Origin of the sequence: Streptomyces corchorusii (genome assembly GCF_001514055.1) — a bacterium.
GTDB classification, from domain to species: domain Bacteria; phylum Actinomycetota; class Actinomycetes; order Streptomycetales; family Streptomycetaceae; genus Streptomyces; species Streptomyces olivaceoviridis.
In genome coordinates this window covers 117,311-133,441 of the sequence record NZ_KQ948356.1, presented here as the reverse complement: position 1 = coordinate 133,441, position 16,131 = coordinate 117,311, and the positions used below count along the sequence as shown (strand labels likewise).

The 16,131-nt window shown below is 71.2% G+C and carries 13 protein-coding genes; 5 read left to right on the top strand and 8 right to left on the bottom strand.

Annotated features, from left to right (window positions below; all coding sequences use genetic code 11):
* Positions 1-68 precede the first annotated feature (68 nt).
* From nth to AQJ11_RS16135, 3 genes are read left to right on the top strand one after another with little or no spacing between them, the layout of a single operon-like run.
* Positions 69-1,103, top strand: coding sequence for an endonuclease III (gene nth, locus AQJ11_RS16145; RefSeq protein WP_059263534.1), 1,035 nt, complete (start codon positions 69-71; stop codon positions 1,101-1,103).
* A 55-nt stretch (positions 1,104-1,158) separates the two neighbouring features.
* On the top strand, positions 1,159-1,854 hold the full coding sequence (locus tag AQJ11_RS16140; RefSeq protein WP_078611784.1) for an NUDIX hydrolase: 696 nt from the start codon (positions 1,159-1,161) through the stop codon (positions 1,852-1,854).
* A gap of 12 nt (positions 1,855-1,866) precedes the next feature.
* On the top strand, positions 1,867-3,066 hold the full coding sequence (locus AQJ11_RS16135; RefSeq protein WP_014674025.1) for a MarP family serine protease: 1,200 nt from the start codon (positions 1,867-1,869) through the stop codon (positions 3,064-3,066).
* A gap of 15 nt (positions 3,067-3,081) precedes the next feature.
* On the opposite strand, the gene AQJ11_RS51055 is transcribed toward AQJ11_RS16135, so the two are convergent.
* From AQJ11_RS51055 to AQJ11_RS16110, 6 genes are all read right to left on the bottom strand, one after another.
* The gene (locus AQJ11_RS51055; RefSeq protein ID WP_078611785.1) at positions 3,082-3,261 is read right to left on the bottom strand and encodes a hypothetical protein; all 180 of its coding nucleotides are present in this window, start codon (positions 3,259-3,261) and stop codon (positions 3,082-3,084) included.
* Positions 3,262-3,429: 168 nt separating this feature from the next.
* A complete protein-coding gene (locus AQJ11_RS16130; protein ID WP_014674026.1) occupies positions 3,430-4,353 on the bottom strand; it encodes an alpha/beta fold hydrolase in 924 nt (307 codons plus the stop codon).
* The gene (locus AQJ11_RS16125; RefSeq protein ID WP_014674027.1) at positions 4,350-4,838 is read right to left on the bottom strand and encodes a phage holin family protein; all 489 of its coding nucleotides are present in this window, start codon (positions 4,836-4,838) and stop codon (positions 4,350-4,352) included. The genes AQJ11_RS16130 and AQJ11_RS16125 overlap by 4 nt, the downstream gene beginning before the upstream one ends.
* A gap of 96 nt (positions 4,839-4,934) precedes the next feature.
* Positions 4,935-6,365 carry a Na+/H+ antiporter NhaA gene (gene nhaA, locus AQJ11_RS16120; RefSeq protein WP_059263533.1) on the bottom strand — a complete coding sequence of 477 codons (1,431 nt, stop codon included), beginning with the start codon at positions 6,363-6,365 and terminating at the stop codon, positions 4,935-4,937.
* A gap of 206 nt (positions 6,366-6,571) precedes the next feature.
* Positions 6,572-8,527 carry an acetate--CoA ligase gene (gene acs / locus AQJ11_RS16115; RefSeq protein ID WP_058081374.1) on the bottom strand — a complete coding sequence of 652 codons (1,956 nt, stop codon included), beginning with the start codon at positions 8,525-8,527 and terminating at the stop codon, positions 6,572-6,574.
* Between the two features lie 101 nt (positions 8,528-8,628).
* A complete protein-coding gene (locus AQJ11_RS16110) occupies positions 8,629-10,968 on the bottom strand; it encodes a SulP family inorganic anion transporter (RefSeq protein ID WP_059263532.1) in 2,340 nt (779 codons plus the stop codon).
* A gap of 337 nt (positions 10,969-11,305) precedes the next feature.
* Here AQJ11_RS16110 and AQJ11_RS16105 point away from each other — a divergent pair, with 337 nt between their 5' ends.
* Positions 11,306-12,571, top strand: a complete 1,266-nt coding sequence (locus AQJ11_RS16105) for a polysaccharide deacetylase family protein (protein ID WP_059263531.1) — start codon at positions 11,306-11,308, stop codon at positions 12,569-12,571.
* Between the two features lie 3 nt (positions 12,572-12,574).
* On the opposite strand, the gene AQJ11_RS16100 is transcribed toward AQJ11_RS16105, so the two are convergent.
* Positions 12,575-13,555, bottom strand: a complete 981-nt coding sequence (locus AQJ11_RS16100) for an ATP-binding protein (protein WP_175252219.1) — start codon at positions 13,553-13,555, stop codon at positions 12,575-12,577.
* A gap of 101 nt (positions 13,556-13,656) precedes the next feature.
* Between AQJ11_RS16100 and AQJ11_RS16095 the strand changes: the two genes are divergently transcribed.
* A complete protein-coding gene (locus AQJ11_RS16095) occupies positions 13,657-14,481 on the top strand; it encodes a Fic family protein (protein WP_059263530.1) in 825 nt (274 codons plus the stop codon).
* Positions 14,482-14,931: 450 nt separating this feature from the next.
* On the opposite strand, the gene AQJ11_RS16090 is transcribed toward AQJ11_RS16095, so the two are convergent.
* Entirely contained in the window at positions 14,932-15,762 is an 831-nt protein-coding gene (locus AQJ11_RS16090; protein ID WP_014674034.1) for an HAD family hydrolase, read from the bottom strand.
* Between the last annotated feature and the right edge of the window lie 369 nt (positions 15,763-16,131).

The following is a 16,131-nucleotide window of genomic DNA, read 5'->3' as shown; positions in this document are numbered from 1 at the left end:
CTGTGGGCGAACAGGATCCCGGTGGAAGTAACAAAACAGGCAAATCGGACAAAAAGGCTGCCGCTGCCGTGAAGAAGACATCGGCCGCGAAGAAGCCTCCGGCCGCGCGGAAGACCCCCGCCGCGCAGAAGGCGCCGACCGCCGCGAAGAAGGCGCCGGCCGCCGGGAAGACCGCGGCCGGTGAGAAGCCTCCGGTCGCGAAGAAGAGCGCGGCCGGCAAGAAGACCCCGGCCATGAAGAAGACCGCCGTCGTGAAGAAGGCCGCGTCCGTCGAGAAGCCCGCCAGGAAGGCCGCCCCCGTCAAGAAGATCGCCGTCACGCCCCCGTCCGGCGAGTCCCCCACCGCCCTGGTCCGCCGCGCCCGCCGGATCAACCGCGAGCTGGCCGAGGTGTACCCGTACGCCCACCCGGAACTGGACTTCGAGAACCCCTTCCAGCTGCTGGTCGCCACCGTGCTGTCGGCCCAGACCACCGACCTGCGCGTCAACCAGACCACCCCGGCGCTCTTCGCCAAGCACCCCACCCCCGAGGACCTCGCCGCCGCCAACCCGGAGGAGGTCGAGGAGATCCTGCGCCCCTGCGGCTTCTTCCGCGCCAAGACCAAGTCGGTCATAGGGCTCTCCAAGGCGCTCGTCGAGAACTTCGGCGGTGAGGTGCCCGGCACGCTGGAGGAGCTGGTCACGCTGCCCGGCGTGGGCCGCAAGACCGCCTTCGTCGTCCTCGGCAACGCCTTCGGCCGGCCCGGGATCACCGTGGACACCCACTTCCAGCGGCTGGTCCGGCGTTGGCAGTGGACCGACGAGACCGACCCCGACAAGATCGAGGCCGCCGTCGGCGCGCTCTTCCCGAAGAGCGACTGGACCGACCTGTCCCACCATGTGATCTGGCACGGCCGCCGTATCTGCCACGCCCGCAAGCCCGCCTGCGGAGCCTGTCCCATCGCCCCGCTCTGCCCGGCCTACGGCGAGGGTGAGACCGACCCGGAGAAGGCGAAGAAGCTGCTGAAGTACGAGAAGGGCGGCTTCCCGGGACAGCGGCTCAAGCCCCCGCAGGCCTACCTCGACGCGGGCGGCAGGCCGGCGCCGCCGCTGGGGGCCGCGTGACGGAACGATCTCGGGGCCCTCGGGCGTTGGAGAGTGCAGAGCGACGGGGGTGGCGATGACGAGGGCAAGTGAGGCACAGGGCGGCCCGGTGACGCTCAGCACGGAAGGGCTGCCGGACTGGCTGGAGCCCGTCGTGCGCGCCGCCGAGACGATCCAGCCGCTCCAGCTGAGCCGGTTCCTGCCGCCGGAGAACGGCTCGGGGCGGCAGTCGGCCGTGCTGATCCTGTTCGGCGAGGGGGAGCGCGGCCCGGAGCTGCTGCTCATGGAGCGCGCGGGCTCGCTGCGCTCCCACGCCGGACAGCCGTCGTTCCCGGGCGGCGCGCTGGATCCGGAGGACGGCGATCCGCAGGAAGAGGGCCCTCTGCGGGCGGCGCTGCGCGAGGCCGAGGAGGAGACCGGGCTGGACCCGTCCGGCGTGCAGCTCTTCGGCGTGCTGCCGAGGCTGTACATCCCGGTCAGCGGCTTCGTCGTCACCCCCGTGCTGGGCTGGTGGCGCAAGCCCAGCCCGGTCGGCGTCGTCGACCCGAACGAGACCGCGCGGGTCTTCACCGTCCCCGTGGCGGATCTCACGGACCCCGCCCACCGCGCCACCGCCGTCCACCCCCGTGGCCACAGCGGCCCGGCATTCCTGGTCGAATCGGCCCTGGTGTGGGGTTTCACGGCCGGAGTGATCGACCGCCTGCTGCACTTCGCGGGCTGGGAGCGCCCCTGGGACCGCGGCAAGCAGGTCCCGCTCGACTGGCACGCATGACAGGGTGATCCCGTGAACGTGCTGGACATCCTGCTGCTGGTCGCGGCCGTGTGGTTCGCGGTGGTGGGCTACCGCCAGGGCTTCGTCGTCGGCATCCTGTCGGTGATCGGGTTCCTGGGCGGCGGCCTGGTCGCCGTGTACACGCTGCCCGTCATCTGGGACGCCGTGACCGGCAAGGCGGAGGTCGGCACCACCGCCGCCGTCGTCGCCGTGGTCGTCGTGATCGTCTGCGCCTCCGTGGGCCAGGCCCTGACCACCCACCTCGGCAACAAGCTGCGCCGGCACATCACCTGGTCCCCGGCACGCGCCCTGGACGCCACCGGCGGCGCCCTCGTCAACGTCGTCGCGATGCTCCTGGTCGCCTGGCTGATCGGTTCGGCCCTGGCCGGTACGACCCTGCCGACGCTCGGCAGGGAGGTGCGCGGCTCCAAGGTGCTCCTCGGGGTCTCCCGGGCGCTGCCCGCGCAGGCCGACACCTGGTTCGCGGACTTCTCCTCCGTGCTCGCGCAGAACGGCTTCCCGCAGGTCTTCAGCCCGTTCGCCAACGAGCCGATCAAGGACGTCCAGCCGCCCGACCCGGCTCTGGAGAGCAGCCCGGTCGCCTTCCACGCCCAGCGCTCCATCGTCAAGGTCACCGGCACCGCCCAGAGCTGCGGCAAGGTCCTGGAGGGCAGCGGGTTCGTCTTCGCCGACCGCCGCGTGATGACCAACGCGCACGTCGTCGGCGGGGTCGACGCGCCGCGCGTGCAGATAGGCGGAGAGGGCCGCAGGTACGACGCGAAGGTCGTCCTGTACGACTGGAAGCGCGACATCGCCGTACTCGACGTACCGGACCTGAAGGCGACCGCCCTGCGGTTCACCTCGCAGGACGCGTCCTGGGGCGACGGCGCGATCGTCGCGGGCTTCCCGGAGAACGGCTCGTACGACGTGCGCGCCGCGCGCGTGCGCGGGCGCATCACGGCCAACGGCCCCGACATCTACCACCGCAGCACGGTCCGCCGCGACGTCTACTCCCTCTACGCCACCGTCCGCCAGGGCAACTCCGGCGGCCCGCTGCTCACCCCGGACGGCAAGGTGTACGGCGTGGTGTTCGCCAAGTCCCTCGACGACGCGGACACCGGCTACGCCCTGACGGCGGACGAGATCCAGGCCGACATCGAGCGGGGGCGTACGGCGAACGAGCAGGTGGGTACGGACAGCTGCGCCCTGTAGGGACCCGCGGCGCGTTCAGCCCCGCGGGTGACGCAGGCGCACCGAGACCCAGCGGGCCCGGCGGCGCAGGATGCGCGGGATCCCCACCCGGAGCTCCGCTTCCGCGAGTTGCGGGGTGCCTCGCTGAGGCGTGCTCAGGCCCGTGGCCGAGCGGCGGTTGCGGGGTGCGTCACTGTAGTCGTGCGTCCAGCCCATACCCCGACGTGTGCCCCCGCCCCAAGGTCGATAACCGCTTGTGCGCCCCCCAATTGGCCTATGCGGCAGGCATGTGGCCGTTCGGGGGACAACTGTTCAGGAAATCGGATACTCCACGCATCGAACCTTCACCGCACGGTCACCGAACGGGCGCCTTCGCCTGACGCCTCATCGGTCGGGCTCGGGGTCCTTGAGCCAGTTGATCAGTTCGGTGGAGAACGCCGCCGGGTCCTCCTCGTGCGGGAAGTGGCCGAGCCCGTCGAACAGCCGCCAGCGGTACGGCGCTTCGACGTACTCGCCCGAACCGGCCGCGCTGCGCGTCCGGGTCACCGGGTCCAGCGAGCCGTGCAGATGCAGCGTCGGCACCCGTACGGGCCGCTTCATCCGGCGGTAGAACTGCACGCCGTCCGGCCGGGCCAGCGAACGCACCAGCCAGCGGTACGGCTCGATCGCGCAGTGCGCGGTGGACGGGATGCACAGGGCCCGCTGGTACGTCTCCACGGCCGCGTCCTGCGGCAGCCGCGGCCCGGACCAGTCCCGGATCAGCCGGCCCGCCAGCGCCCCGCCGTCGGCGGTCAGTTGGCGCTCGGGGATCCAGGGCCGCTGGAACCCCCAGATGTAGGAGTTGGCGGCCGTCTGCCGGGCGTCCCGCAGCATCGCCGCGCGCCAGCGCCGCGGATGCGGCATGGACGCCACCGCCAGGCGCCGCACGAGCTTGGGCCGCATGGCCGCAGCCGTCCACGCCAGGTAGCCGCCGAGGTCGTGGCCGACCAGCGCGGCGTCCGGCTCGCCGAGGGACCGGATCACCCCCGTGACGTCCAGCGCGAGGTTGGCGGGGTCGTACCCGCGAGGCGTGCGGTCGCTGCCGCCGACGCCCCGCAGGTCCATCGCCACCGCCCGGTAGCCCGCGTCCGCGAGCGCGGTCAGCTGGTGCCGCCACGTCCACCAGAACTGCGGGAAGCCGTGCAGCAGCAGGACCAGCGGGCCGTCGCCGAGCTCGGCGATGTGGAAGCGCGCGCCGTTCGCGGCGACGTCCCTGTGACTCCAGGGACCTTCGATCCGTACGGCCGAGGGAGCGGCGGGGTCCGTCATGACGACGAGCGTGCCACAGCCTCGATGGCCGCGGGAGCCCGGTCCTCGGGCAGCTCCGGACGCGGGTGCGGCTTGGCGTTCTGCAGGACGCCCGCCGACTGCTTCATCGAGGCCGCCACCTTCTGCGGGCCCTGGCTCTTCTTGGCCTTCTTCGCGAACACCGTGCCGATGAGCGCGAGGAGGCCGGCGACCAGCACGTTGGCCGCGAAGGACAGCACGAAGCAGATCGCCAGGTTCCAGTGGCTCCAGGTGCGAATGCCGTAGGCCAGGGCGAAGTTGAGCATCGGCAGGGAGAACACCAGTACCGCGCCCGCCATCGAGAAGGCGCCGCCGCTGACCGCGCCGCGCTTCACGTCTTGCTTGAGCTGGGCCTTGGCCAGCGCGATCTCGTCGTGCACCAGCGCCGACAATTCGGTCGTCGCCGAGGCGAACAGCTGGCCGATGCTGCGTTCGGCGCCGACCGGGCTGCCGTCGGGTGCGCTCATCGCGTTCTCCCTCAGAGGTCTCTCGTGGGTCTTACGTACCGTTGGGTCTTGCAATGCCGTCTTGCGTACCGTCTTGATTTGTACCGTCTCGTCAGATCATGCCGGACGGCCGTCCTCCTCGCCTGCCCCGCCTGGCACTTCCCGAAGCCCGTGGCGCGCTTCGGCGGCCAGCCGGCGGTGTTCGGCGGCCTTGCGCTCGTGGATCTCGGCCATCCGGAGGTGGTACGCCGGGTCGTCCTGCTCGTAGACGTCCGGGATGCCGTCGAGGTCCTCGTCGCGCTCCTCCTCCTCGCACAGCCTGCGGTACTTGGCGTTGCGCAGCTTCAGCAGCACCGTCGCGCACGCCGTCGCGATCAGCGACCCGGTGAGGACGGCCGCCTTCACCTCGTCGGTCAGGACCGCGTCGCCCTCGAAGGCCAGCTCGCCGATGAGCAGCGAGACCGTGAACCCGATCCCGGCGAGCGTCGCCACCGCGAAGACGTCGGCCCACGCCAGGTCCTCGCTGAGCTGCGCGCGGGTGAAGCGGACCGTCAGCCAGGTGCCGCCGAAGATGCCGGCCGCCTTGCCCACGACCAGGCCGAGCACCACGCCGAGCGTCTCGGGCCTCGTGAACAGGTCCCCGAGCGCCCCGCCGGATATCGACACACCGGCGCTGAACAGCGCGAACAGCGGTACGGCGAGCCCGGCGGACAGAGGCCGCACCAGATGCTCGATGCGCTCGCCCGGCGAGCGCTCCTCACCCTCCCGGGTGGTGCAGCGCAGCATCAGGCCCATCGCCACACCGGCGATGGTGGCGTGCACGCCGCTGTTGTACATCAGCGCCCAGACGACGACGCCGAGCGGCACGTACACGTACCAGCCGCGTACCCCCTTGCGCAGCAGCAGCCAGAAGACCGCGAGGCCGGCGGCGGCCCCGCCGAGGGCGGCGAAGTTCAGCCGGTCGGTGAAGAAGACCGCGATGATCAGGATGGCGAAGAGGTCGTCGACGACCGCGAGCGTGAGCAGGAAGGCGCGCAGGGCGCTGGGCAGTGAGGTGCCGATGACCGCGAGGACGGCGAGCGCGAAGGCGATGTCGGTGGCGGTGGGCACCGCCCAGCCCTGCGTGGAGCCGTGCCCGGCGACGTTGGTGAGGGTGTACACGAGCGCCGGTGCGGCCATCCCGCACAGCGCCGCCACCACGGGCAGCACGGCCGCCCTGGGGTCGCGCAGGTCACCGGCGACCAGCTCGCGTTTGAGCTCGATGCCGGCGACGAAGAAGAACACGGCGAGCAGGCCGTCGGCGGCCCAGTGGGCGACGGAGAGGTGCAGGCCGAGGGCTCCGGGGCCGGCGTGGAAGTCGCTGACCGTCGCGTAGCCGTGGCGGATGCCGGGGACGTTCGCCCAGACCAGCGCGGCCACGGCGGCGAGGAGCAGCAGCACACCGCCGACGGTCTCGGTGCGCAGCGCGTCCGCGACGAAGGAGCGCTCGGGCAGCGACAGGCGGCCGAGGACCTTGCGGGGGGCGGTGCGGGGGTGGGGCGCGGTCACGGGAGACCTCCGGGGCAGGCGGAACTCACATGCCGACCAGACTTCCCGGCGCACCTTTGCGTGCCGCTCCGTACGGCACTTTGTTTACCTTACCTAATGTGTCGTACGCCCGGGTACGGCGATCTCCACCGTGGACGCCCGAGGGGCACCCGGCACGTTCGCCGGCCGGGTGCCCCTCGGGGTGCTGCTCAGTCCTGCCGTTCCGCTCAGTCCTCGCTGGGCGACGCGGGCAGCTTGGCCTGGATGAGGTCCATGACGGTGGAGTCCGTCAGCGTGGTCACATCACCGAGCTGGCGGTTCTCGGCGACGTCCCGCAGCAGACGGCGCATGATCTTGCCGGAGCGGGTCTTCGGCAGCTCCGCCACCGGCAGGATCCGCTTGGGCTTGGCGATCGGGCCGAGCGTGGCGCCGACGTGGTCGCGCAGCTCTCCGACGAGCGCCTCGTTCTCCGAGGCCGTGCCGCGCAGGATGACGAACGCGACGATGGCCTGGCCGGTGGTCTCGTCGGTGGCGCCCACGACGGCGGCCTCGGCGACCGACGGGTGCGAGACGAGCGCCGACTCCACCTCGGTGGTGGAGATGTTGTGCCCGGAGACGAGCATCACGTCGTCCACCCGGCCCAGCAGCCAGATGTCCCCGTCCTCGTCCTTCTTCGCGCCGTCACCGGCGAAGTACCTGTCCTCGAAGCGGGACCAGTAGGTGTCGATGAACCGCTGGTCGTCGCCCCAGATGGTGCGCAGCATCGACGGCCACGGCTCGGTCAGCACCAGGTAGCCACCGCCGCCGTCGGGCACCTCGTTCGCCTCGTCGTCGACGACGGTCGCGCTGATGCCGGGCAGCGGACGCTGCGCGGAGCCGGGCTTGGCCTCGGTGACGCCGGGCAGCGGCGAGATCATCATGGCGCCGGTCTCGGTCTGCCACCAGGTGTCCACGACCGGCGTCCTGTCGGCGCCGATGTGCTTGCGGTACCAGATCCACGCCTCGGGGTTGATGGGCTCGCCCACCGAGCCGAGGACGCGCAGGGAGGACAGGTCGAACTTGGCGGGGATGTCGTCGCCCCACTTCATGAACGTCCGGATCGCGGTCGGCGCCGTGTAGAGGATCGTGACCTTGTACTTCTGCACGATCTCCCAGAACCGGCCCTGGTGCGGGGTGTCCGGCGTGCCCTCGTACATCACCTGCGTCGCACCGTTGGCCAGCGGGCCGTACACGATGTACGAGTGCCCGGTCACCCAGCCGACGTCGGCCGTGCACCAGTACACGTCCGTCTCCGGCTTGAGGTCGAAGACCGCCCAGTGGGTGTAGGCCGCCTGGGTGAGGTAGCCGCCGGAGGTGTGCAGGATGCCCTTCGGCTTCCCCGTGGTGCCGGAGGTGTAGAGGATGAACAGCGGGTGCTCGGCCTCGAACGCCTCGGGGGTGTGCTCGGCCGACTGGCGGGCGACGATGTCGTCCCACCACACGTCCCGGCCCTCGGTCCAGGCCACCTCCTGGCCGGTGCGGCGGACCACGAGCACGTGCTCGACGTTGTCCACCTTGCCGATCGCCTCGTCCACCGCGGGCTTGAGCGCGGACGGCTTGCCGCGCCGGTAGCCGCCGTCGGCGGTGATGATCACCTTGGCGTCCGCGTCCTGGATCCGGGTCGCGAGCGCGTCCGCCGAGAAGCCGCCGAAGACGACCGAGTGCGCGGCGCCGATCCGGGCCGAGGCCAGCATCGCGATCGCGGTCTCCGGGATCATCGGCATGTAGATGGCGACGCGGTCGCCCTTGCGCACGCCCAGCTCCAGCAGGGCGTTGGCGGCCCGGGAGACCTCGTCCTTCAGCTCCGCGTAGGTGATCGCCCGGCTGTCACCGGGCTCACCCTCGAAGTGGATGGCGACGCGGTCCCCGTGGCCGGCCTCCACATGCCGGTCCACGCAGTTGTAGGCGACGTTCAGCTCGCCGTCCTTGAACCACTTCGCGAACGGCGGGTTCGACCAGTCCAGCGTCTCGGTCGGTTCCTTGGCCCAGGTCAGCCGGCGGGCCTGCTCGGCCCAGAAGCCGAGCCTGTCAGCCTTGGCCTGTTCGTACGCCTCCGCGGTGACGTTGGCGTGTGCTGCCAGGTCGGCGGGGGGCGCGAACCTGCGTTCTTCCTTGAGCAGGTTGGCCAGGCTCTCGTTGCTCACGACATCTCCCTTTCGAAGGGTGTCCGTTGTGTCCCAGGCCACAGCTCATCAGACACGGGGGTCCGCTGACAAGGGTCGACGGGAAAATTGGTTTAGACCTGTCAGGGGCTTGTGACCCGCACCCCTTCGCGTGCCTCCTCACCTCCCCCGATGCCTCCCGCGACGTCCTCGAACACCACTCCGTCCTCCGTCCCCGCGAGCAGGTAGGCCTGGGCGTCGCCCACGTGGAAATACATGCCGTGCAGTTCCAGCGCCCCCTCGGCCAGCGCCCGGGCCACCGGTCCGTGCTCCCTCAGGTGCGCCAGTTGCTGGACCACGTTGGTCAGGCACAGCAGCTCCACCGTGTCGGCGGGCTCCCGCCCGGCCAGCCGGGGCCGCCCGGGATGATCGCCGGCCGTCCGCGCCAGACTGGGCAGCCCGTGCCGCAGCCACCGCTGGAGCGGGGTGCCGTCCCCCTGGCCGGCCCCCGTGGTCAGCAGCGCCTGCATCGCCCCGCACCCGGAGTGCCCGCACACCGTGATCGAGCGCACCCCGAGCACGTCCACCGCGTACTCGATGGCGGCGGCCACCGAATCGTCGCCGTGCTCCTCGCCCGGCGGCGGCACCAGGTTGCCGACGTTGCGGACGACGAACAGGTCGCCGGGACCACTGGCGGTGATCATCGACGTGACGAGCCGGGAGTCGGCGCAAGTCAGGAAGAGCTGGGAGGGCCGCTGGCCCTCCCGGGCGAGCCGCGCCAGCTCCTCCCGCACCAGCGGGGCGGTGTTCCGCTGGAACGAGCTGATGCCACGGGCCAGTTCCCGGCCGGCCCCCTGTCCTTCCCGGACGGCCGGGGCTGCGGCGAAGCAGGCCTGGTGGTTGCGCCAGGGGGTCCAGGGGCGGCACCGGCACTCGGTGGCCGGGGCCTGCTCGGCGGTCCGGATTCCGTCGCGCCGGCCGGCCAGCTCGGCCGTGCCTCCCCGCGCGGTGTGGGAGCTGCGCCAGTCCTGCAACGACTCGTACGCCGCGTGGTCCATGAACGAACCGTCCAACTCCACGACGGCGTGGGCGCCTTGGGGTACGAGATGCAGGGTCCGGCTGAGCCGGGGCACCGCGAGGAAGGTCAGCTGGCCTCGGACGCGTACGTGATGGACTCCTTCCTTCTCGTGGTGGGTGATGCGGGTGCGGGCGAGGCGGTGCAGGGCGACGGCGACCGCCACGGCGACCCCGAGGAACACGCCCTGGAGGACGCCGAGGGCCACCACCCCGAGTGTGGTCGCGGCGTAGACCGGCACTTCGCGGTGGCGCGTCACCGTGCGGATGTGGTGCAGGGACACCATCTGGATGCCGACGGCCATCACCAGGGCGGCGAGGGAGGCGAGCGGGATCTCCTCCAGGACCGGGACCATCAGCAGCGCGGCGACTACTACGAGAACGCCGTGCGCCATCGTGGAGTTCCGGCTGACGGCACCTGCATTCACATTCGCGGTACTGCGCACCGCCACGCCCGCGATCGGCAGCCCGCCGAGGGCTCCGGAGACGATGTTGGCGGCGCCCTGGCCGAGCAGCTCCCGGTCCAGGTCGGAGCGCCCGATGCGGGACTGCGGGCCGGTGCGGGCGGCGACCAGCTTGTCCACGGCCACCGCGCCGAGCAGCGACTGCACGCTGCACACCAGGGTGGTGGTGAGCACGGCGGCCACCAGGCCGAGCGCCGGCCCCTCGGGCAGTCCGGCCAGGGCGTGGCTGTGCCAGGACGGCAGTTCGACCCGGGGGAGGCTCAGGCCGGTGAGGGCGGCGGTCGCGGCTGCTCCGGTGACGGCGACGAGGGCGGCCGGCACCCTGCGCAGCAGCCGGCCGGCGCGGCCGGGCAGGCGGGGCCAGGCCAGCAGCAGGGCCAGGGTCAGCGCGCTCATCGACACGGCGGCCGGGTGCAGGTCGGCCAACTGGGCGGGCAGGGCGCGCAGGTTGGCGAGGACGGAGCTGTCCGGGTTGCCGCCGAGGACGATGTGCAGCTGGGCGACGGCGATGGTGATGCCGATGCCGGCCAGCATGCCGTGCACCACGGCCGGGCTGACCGCGAGTGCCCCGCGCGCCACCCGCAGGCAGCCGAGACCGAGTTGGGCGAGACCGGCGAGGACGGTGATACCGCAGGTGGCCCGCCAGCCGTAACGGTGGATCAGATCGGCGGTGACCACGGTGAGTCCGGCGGCGGGGCCGCTGACCTGGAGGGGGCAGCCGCCCAGCCGCCCGACGACGATTCCGCCGACCGCGGCGGCGACGAGTCCGGCCTGGAGCGGGGCGCCGGTGGCCAGGGCGATGCCGAGGGAGAGCGGCAGGGCGATCAGGAAGACCGCGACGGCCGCGGACAGGTCGGCGCCCGCGACGGGGAAGCGGCGGCGGGTCGGTGCGGGGCCGTGCGGCGGGTGGGGGTGCTGGGTGTGAGGGGGTGCGCAGGCGGACATGTTCCCGTCTCCTCCGGGGCGGCGCGGTCGCGGACTGGGTGGGAGCCGCGGCGATGGGCGGGCTCGGTCGCGGCCGTGGGTCACGGCGTGCAGCGGCGGGATGGATCAACGCTCGGTAAAAGAACCGTAATGCCGAGTAAAGCCAAAGCATAGTTTTCTGGGGCAAACGGGGTGGAAGATCGCCCACTTGAGTGAACTAATCATTTGATCGGCTTGTCGTACTAATTCCTTCTCGGTCCCGTGCGACCTTGGCGGCGCTGCCGGTGCGACCCGGCGCATCACTCGGAAACGGCCCTCGTCAGGGGGTGCCTGAGAGAAGGAAGAAGGTGGGCGGAACATGGCCGCCACCCAGAGGATCGCCGTCGGCGCCATGGTCGCCGCGGCCTGTGCGGCGTCGTTCGCCGGTTGCGCGAGCCACTCCAGCGGCACCAAGGAAGGGGCGCCCGGCCCGGGGCAGGGGGCACCGGCGCCGGGCAGTGTGCTCAGGCCGATCGGCGACGGTTCCACCGCCTACACCGGATCCCAGCCGTATCTGCCCCGGCCCGAGCGGCTGAGCCCTGGACAGAAGCCCCCGCAGTTCGTGGTGTTCTCCTGGGACGGCGCGGGCGAGGACAGCCAGAAGCTGTTCTCGCACTTCCGCAAGGTCGCCAAGGAGAACAACGCGACCATGACGTACTTCCTCAGCGGCGTGTACCTGCTGCCGGAGGAGAAGCGTGACCTGTACAAGCCCCCGCAGCACTCGCCGGGCCGCTCCGACATCGGCTTCAACGACGAGCAGGGCATCACCGACACCCTCAAGCAGGTACGGCTGGCCTGGCTGGAGGGCAACGAGATCGGCACCCACTTCAACGGTCACTTCTGCGGGCCCGACGGCGGGGTCGGCACCTGGTCGGTGGAGGAGTGGAAGAGCGAGATCGCCCAGGCCAAGAACTTCGTGAAGTCCTGGCGGACCAACACCGGCATGAAGCGGGCGGCCCCGCTGCCCTTCGACTACGACAAGGAGCTGATCGGCGCCCGCACCCCCTGCCTGGAAGGCCGGAAGAACTTCGTCAAGGCCGCCCGCCAGCTGGGCTTCCGCTACGACTCCAGCGGAGTCGACAACCAGCTCTGGCCCAAGAAGAAGGACGGCCTGTGGGACCTGTCGATGCAGCTGGTGCCCTTCCCGGGCCACACCTATGAGCAGCTGACCATGGACTACAACTTCATGGTCAACCAGTCCGGCACCAAGACCCAGGGCGACCCCGGCAAGTTCGACTACTGGGGTGCGCAGATGCGCGACGGACTCATCCAGGGCTTCTACCGCGCCTACGACGGCAACCGCGCGCCCCTGATCATCGGCAACCACTTCGAGTCCTGGAACGGCGGCACCTACATGCGCGCCGTCGAAGACGTGGTCAAGGCGGTGTGCACCAAGCCCGAGGTGCGCTGTGTCTCCTTCCACCAGCTGGCCGACTGGCTCGACGCCCAGGACCCGGGGACCCTGGCGAAGCTGCGCACCCTGAAGGTGGGCGAGGCCCCCCGGCAGGGCTGGGCGTCCTTCCTGTCCGGCCACCCGGCTCCGGCGCCCAAGGGCGTGCCCGGGGCGCCGGCGGACGAGTCGTAGACGTCAGGCCGGAGTCGCCACGCTCTCGCCGAGCACGAAGTGGGGGTCGACCTGCGCCGCCAGGTCGGCCCCGGTGCGCTCGTTGCCCCAGGACTCGGCGTTCTTCAGGTGGAAGTGCACCATCTGGCGGGTGTAGCGCTCCCAGTCGCGCTGCTCGTAGGTGGCATCGACGGTGGCCTTGAGCAGGTCCAGGGCGCGGGCGTTGGCCTCCTCCAGGAGGGCGAACCGGGGCGGGCGGCCCTTCTCCATGGCGCGCACCCAGTCCGAGCGCCCGACCGTCACGAGCAGGTCGTCCCCGACCTCCTCGCGCAGGAAGTCGACGTCGTCCGGGTCCTGGATCTTGTTGCCGACGACCTTGAGGGCGACGCCGAAGTCACGGGCGTACTCCTTGTACTGGCGGTAGACGGAGACCCCCTTCCGGGTCGGCTCCGCGACGAGGAACGTCATGTCGAAGCGGGTGAACATGCCGGAGGCGAAGGAGTCCGAACCGGCCGTCATGTCGACCACGACGTACTCGTCGGGGCCGTCGACGAGGTGGTTCAGGAACAGCTCCACCGCTCCCGTCTTGGAGTGGTAGCAGGCGACCCCCAGGTCGGCGTCCGTGAAGGGGCCCGTGACCATCAAACGGGCGGCGCCGCCGTCGAGTTCCACCGGGCGCGCGCAGGCGTCGTAGACCGGGTTGGGCTCGCGCACCCCGACCAGCCGCGAGCCCTCGCCGGGCGGGGTCGTCTTGATCATCGTCGCGGCCGAGGCGATGCGCGGGTTGGTGCCGCGCAGGTAGTCCTTGATCAGCGGGAGCTGTTCGCCCATGGCGGGCAGTGCCGCCGCCTCCTCCTCGCCGAGGCCGAGGGCGGGGCCGAGGTGCTGGTTGATGTCCGCGTCGATGGCGACCACCGGGGCGCCGGAGGCGACGAGATGGCGGATGAAGAGAGAAGAGAGCGTGGTCTTGCCGCTGCCGCCCTTCCCGACGAAAGCAATTTTCATGTTCACCAAGGGTAGTCGTGTGATAGCTGTATGTGTCACGCGCCAGTGAAGAAGACCACTCCTTCGTGGGGTGGGTCGATGGGGTGCGTAGTGTCGTACTCATGAGTACGACAGGCGCGACCGCCGATCCGCTCGCGGCCCTGGGCTCGCTGCCCGGTGTGGCCGAGTCCGTTGAGTCCGTGCGCAAGGCCGTGGACCGGGTCTACGGGCACCGGATCATGCGACGTCGCAGCAACGAGATCACCTCCGAGGCGGCCCTGCGCGGCGCCCGCGGCTCGGCGGCGCTGTCCGGCGCGGACTGGGCCCTGGAGGAGGTGCGCCGCCGCACCGACTTCGGCGTCGACGCCGAGGCCCGCGTCATGGGCGCGGCCCTGCGGCTCACCGCGGAGGCGGGGCAGCTGCTGTCCATCTGGCGCCAGTCGCCCCTGCGGGTGCTGGCCCGGCTGCACCTGGTGGCCGCGGCGAGCGCCGAGGGCCAGGTCGGCAGGCCGCGTCTGGCCGGCGAGCCGGTGGACGAGCCGCTGGTCGAGCTGCCGCTGCCGGACGCCGAGGAGGTCTCGGGCCGGCTGGAGGGGCTGGCCGACCTGATCATCGCCGGCACCTCCGCGCCCGCGCTCGTCACGGCCGCCGTGGTGCACGGCGAGCTGCTCGCACTGCGCCCCTTCGCTTCTCACAACGGCCTGGTCGCGCGCGCGGCCGAGCGGATCGTGCTGATCGGCAGCGGACTGGACCCGAAGGCGGTCTGCCCGGCCGAGGTGGGCCACGCCGAACTGGGCCGGGCCTCCTATCTGGCCGCCCTGGACGGGTACGTCTCCGGCACCCCCGAGGGCATGGCCGGCTGGATCGCCCACTGCGGCCGGGCGGTCGAACTGGGCGTGCGCGAGTCGACGGCGGTGTGCGAGGCGCTCCAGCGCGGCGCGGCCTGAAGGCCCTGGCGGGCGGGCTCCGGGCCGCGGAAACCATGGAGGGCGGGGGCGCCCCGGAGGGCGAGGAAGCCGCGGAGGGCGGGGGGCTGCGGACGGCGCAGGCCCGGGACGGCGTGGCGTGGGGTCCCGACAAGGGTTGCGGCGGTACGAGGTGCTCGTACCGCCGCCGGCATGGTCACCGGGTTACCAAGCGTCCTCGATGTGTCGCCCATCAGGTCGGGATCTTTGCCCGTCACCTGGTGCGGCTGGCCCGTAATCGACGGGTCGACGTCGCGTGGGTGCCCGGTTTCATGCTGGGTCCGTGGGGCCAATGCGTAGTGGTAGGGGATCCTCTCGGATGTCCTTTGGTCTCGCGGGCCTAGGTTCTTTGTACCGCGAGCCGGGAGGAAGCGGAACCCCTGCCTGTACTTCTTTACTTTCAGGTTCAAACAGGGTGAAACGGGCGCCGGTTCAGGCGGTGCCACGGCGTCGGCTCGTGTACCAGACGAGGCCGGCGGTGGCCGCTGCCGCGCCTATGGCCGCCGCGGCGACCAGCGCCGGGCGGGACGGGACGGAGAACGCGGGCAGCCGCTTCTTGAGGCGGACCGGGTGGCGGAACTCCAGAATCGGCCACCCGCGCGCGAAGGCCTCGCGGCGCAGCGCGCGGTCCGGGTTCACGGCGTGCGGGTGCCCGACGGCCTGGAGCATCGGCAGGTCGGTCGCCGAGTCGCTGTAGGCGTAGCAGCGGTCGAGGTCGTAGCCCTCCGACGCGGCCAGCTCCCTGACGGCCTCGGCCTTCGTCGGGCCGTAGGCGTAGTACTCCACCTCTCCGGTGAAACAGCCGTCGTCACCGACGATCATGCGGGTGGCGACCACTCGGTCCGCGCCCAGCAGTTCCCCGATCGGCTCGACCACCTCGGCGCCCGAGGTGGACACGATCACCACGTCCCGGCCGGCCGCGTGGTGCTCCTCGATGAGGGAGGCGGCCTCGTCGTAGATGATCGGGTCGATCAGCTCGTGCAGGGTCTCGGCGACGATCTCCCGCACCTGCTGGACGTTCCAGCCGCGGCACAGGGTGGAGAGATACTCGCGCATGCGCTCCATCTGGTCGTGGTCCAGACCGCCGGCCAGGAAGACGAACTGGGCATATGCGGTACGCAACGCGGCCCTGCGGTTGATCAGCCCGCCTTGGTAGAAGGACTTGCTGAAGGTGAGGGTGCTGGACTTCGCAATGACCGTCTTGTCCAGGTCAAAGAAGGCCGCTGCGCGGGGCAAGGAGTGGTTTTCCACGTCCCTGAGCATAGGCGCCCACCATTCGGCGTAAGGTGTGGCGTGTGGGTTTGCCTGAGAGGGCTCTCGGGTACACCATGGAAGTCACGGATCGTTCGCGACCGTGCTAACCCGGTCCGACTCCTCCCCCCCCCGAGTCGGCCGTGGGGACGACCCCCGCTCTCCCCCCCGGCGGGGGTCGTCGCATGTCCGGATGGGTTTTCTCCCTCCTCCCCTTCCTTGACGCGGCCGTACGGCAGGCATCGCTCCGCCGTGGGCCGCGCTTTCGGCATGCCCATGATTGGTGACGGAGGGTAATCGTCACGCTGCTCTGTGGATATCGCTCACGCGCCGACACGTAGGTCACCGGTATGGGTGACGGAGATATTCACAGGGCCCGGG

Excerpts from the sequence above, each read along its gene's own strand:
- AQJ11_RS16140 (WP_078611784.1), top strand. The coding sequence starts at position 1,159 with ATGACGAGGGCAAGTGAGGCACAGGGCGGCCCGGTGACGCTCAGCACG.
- AQJ11_RS51055 (WP_078611785.1), bottom strand. The coding sequence starts at position 3,261 with ATGGGCTGGACGCACGACTACAGTGACGCACCCCGCAACCGCCGCTCG.
- AQJ11_RS16130 (WP_014674026.1), bottom strand. The coding sequence starts at position 4,353 with ATGACGGACCCCGCCGCTCCCTCGGCCGTACGGATCGAAGGTCCCTGG.
- AQJ11_RS16125 (WP_014674027.1), bottom strand. The coding sequence starts at position 4,838 with ATGAGCGCACCCGACGGCAGCCCGGTCGGCGCCGAACGCAGCATCGGC.
- AQJ11_RS16110 (WP_059263532.1), bottom strand. The coding sequence starts at position 10,968 with ATGTCCGCCTGCGCACCCCCTCACACCCAGCACCCCCACCCGCCGCAC.
- AQJ11_RS16105 (WP_059263531.1), top strand. The coding sequence starts at position 11,306 with ATGGCCGCCACCCAGAGGATCGCCGTCGGCGCCATGGTCGCCGCGGCC.
- AQJ11_RS16100 (WP_175252219.1), bottom strand. The coding sequence starts at position 13,555 with ATGAAAATTGCTTTCGTCGGGAAGGGCGGCAGCGGCAAGACCACGCTC.
- AQJ11_RS16095 (WP_059263530.1), top strand. The coding sequence starts at position 13,657 with ATGAGTACGACAGGCGCGACCGCCGATCCGCTCGCGGCCCTGGGCTCG.
- AQJ11_RS16090 (WP_014674034.1), bottom strand. The coding sequence starts at position 15,762 with ATGCTCAGGGACGTGGAAAACCACTCCTTGCCCCGCGCAGCGGCCTTC.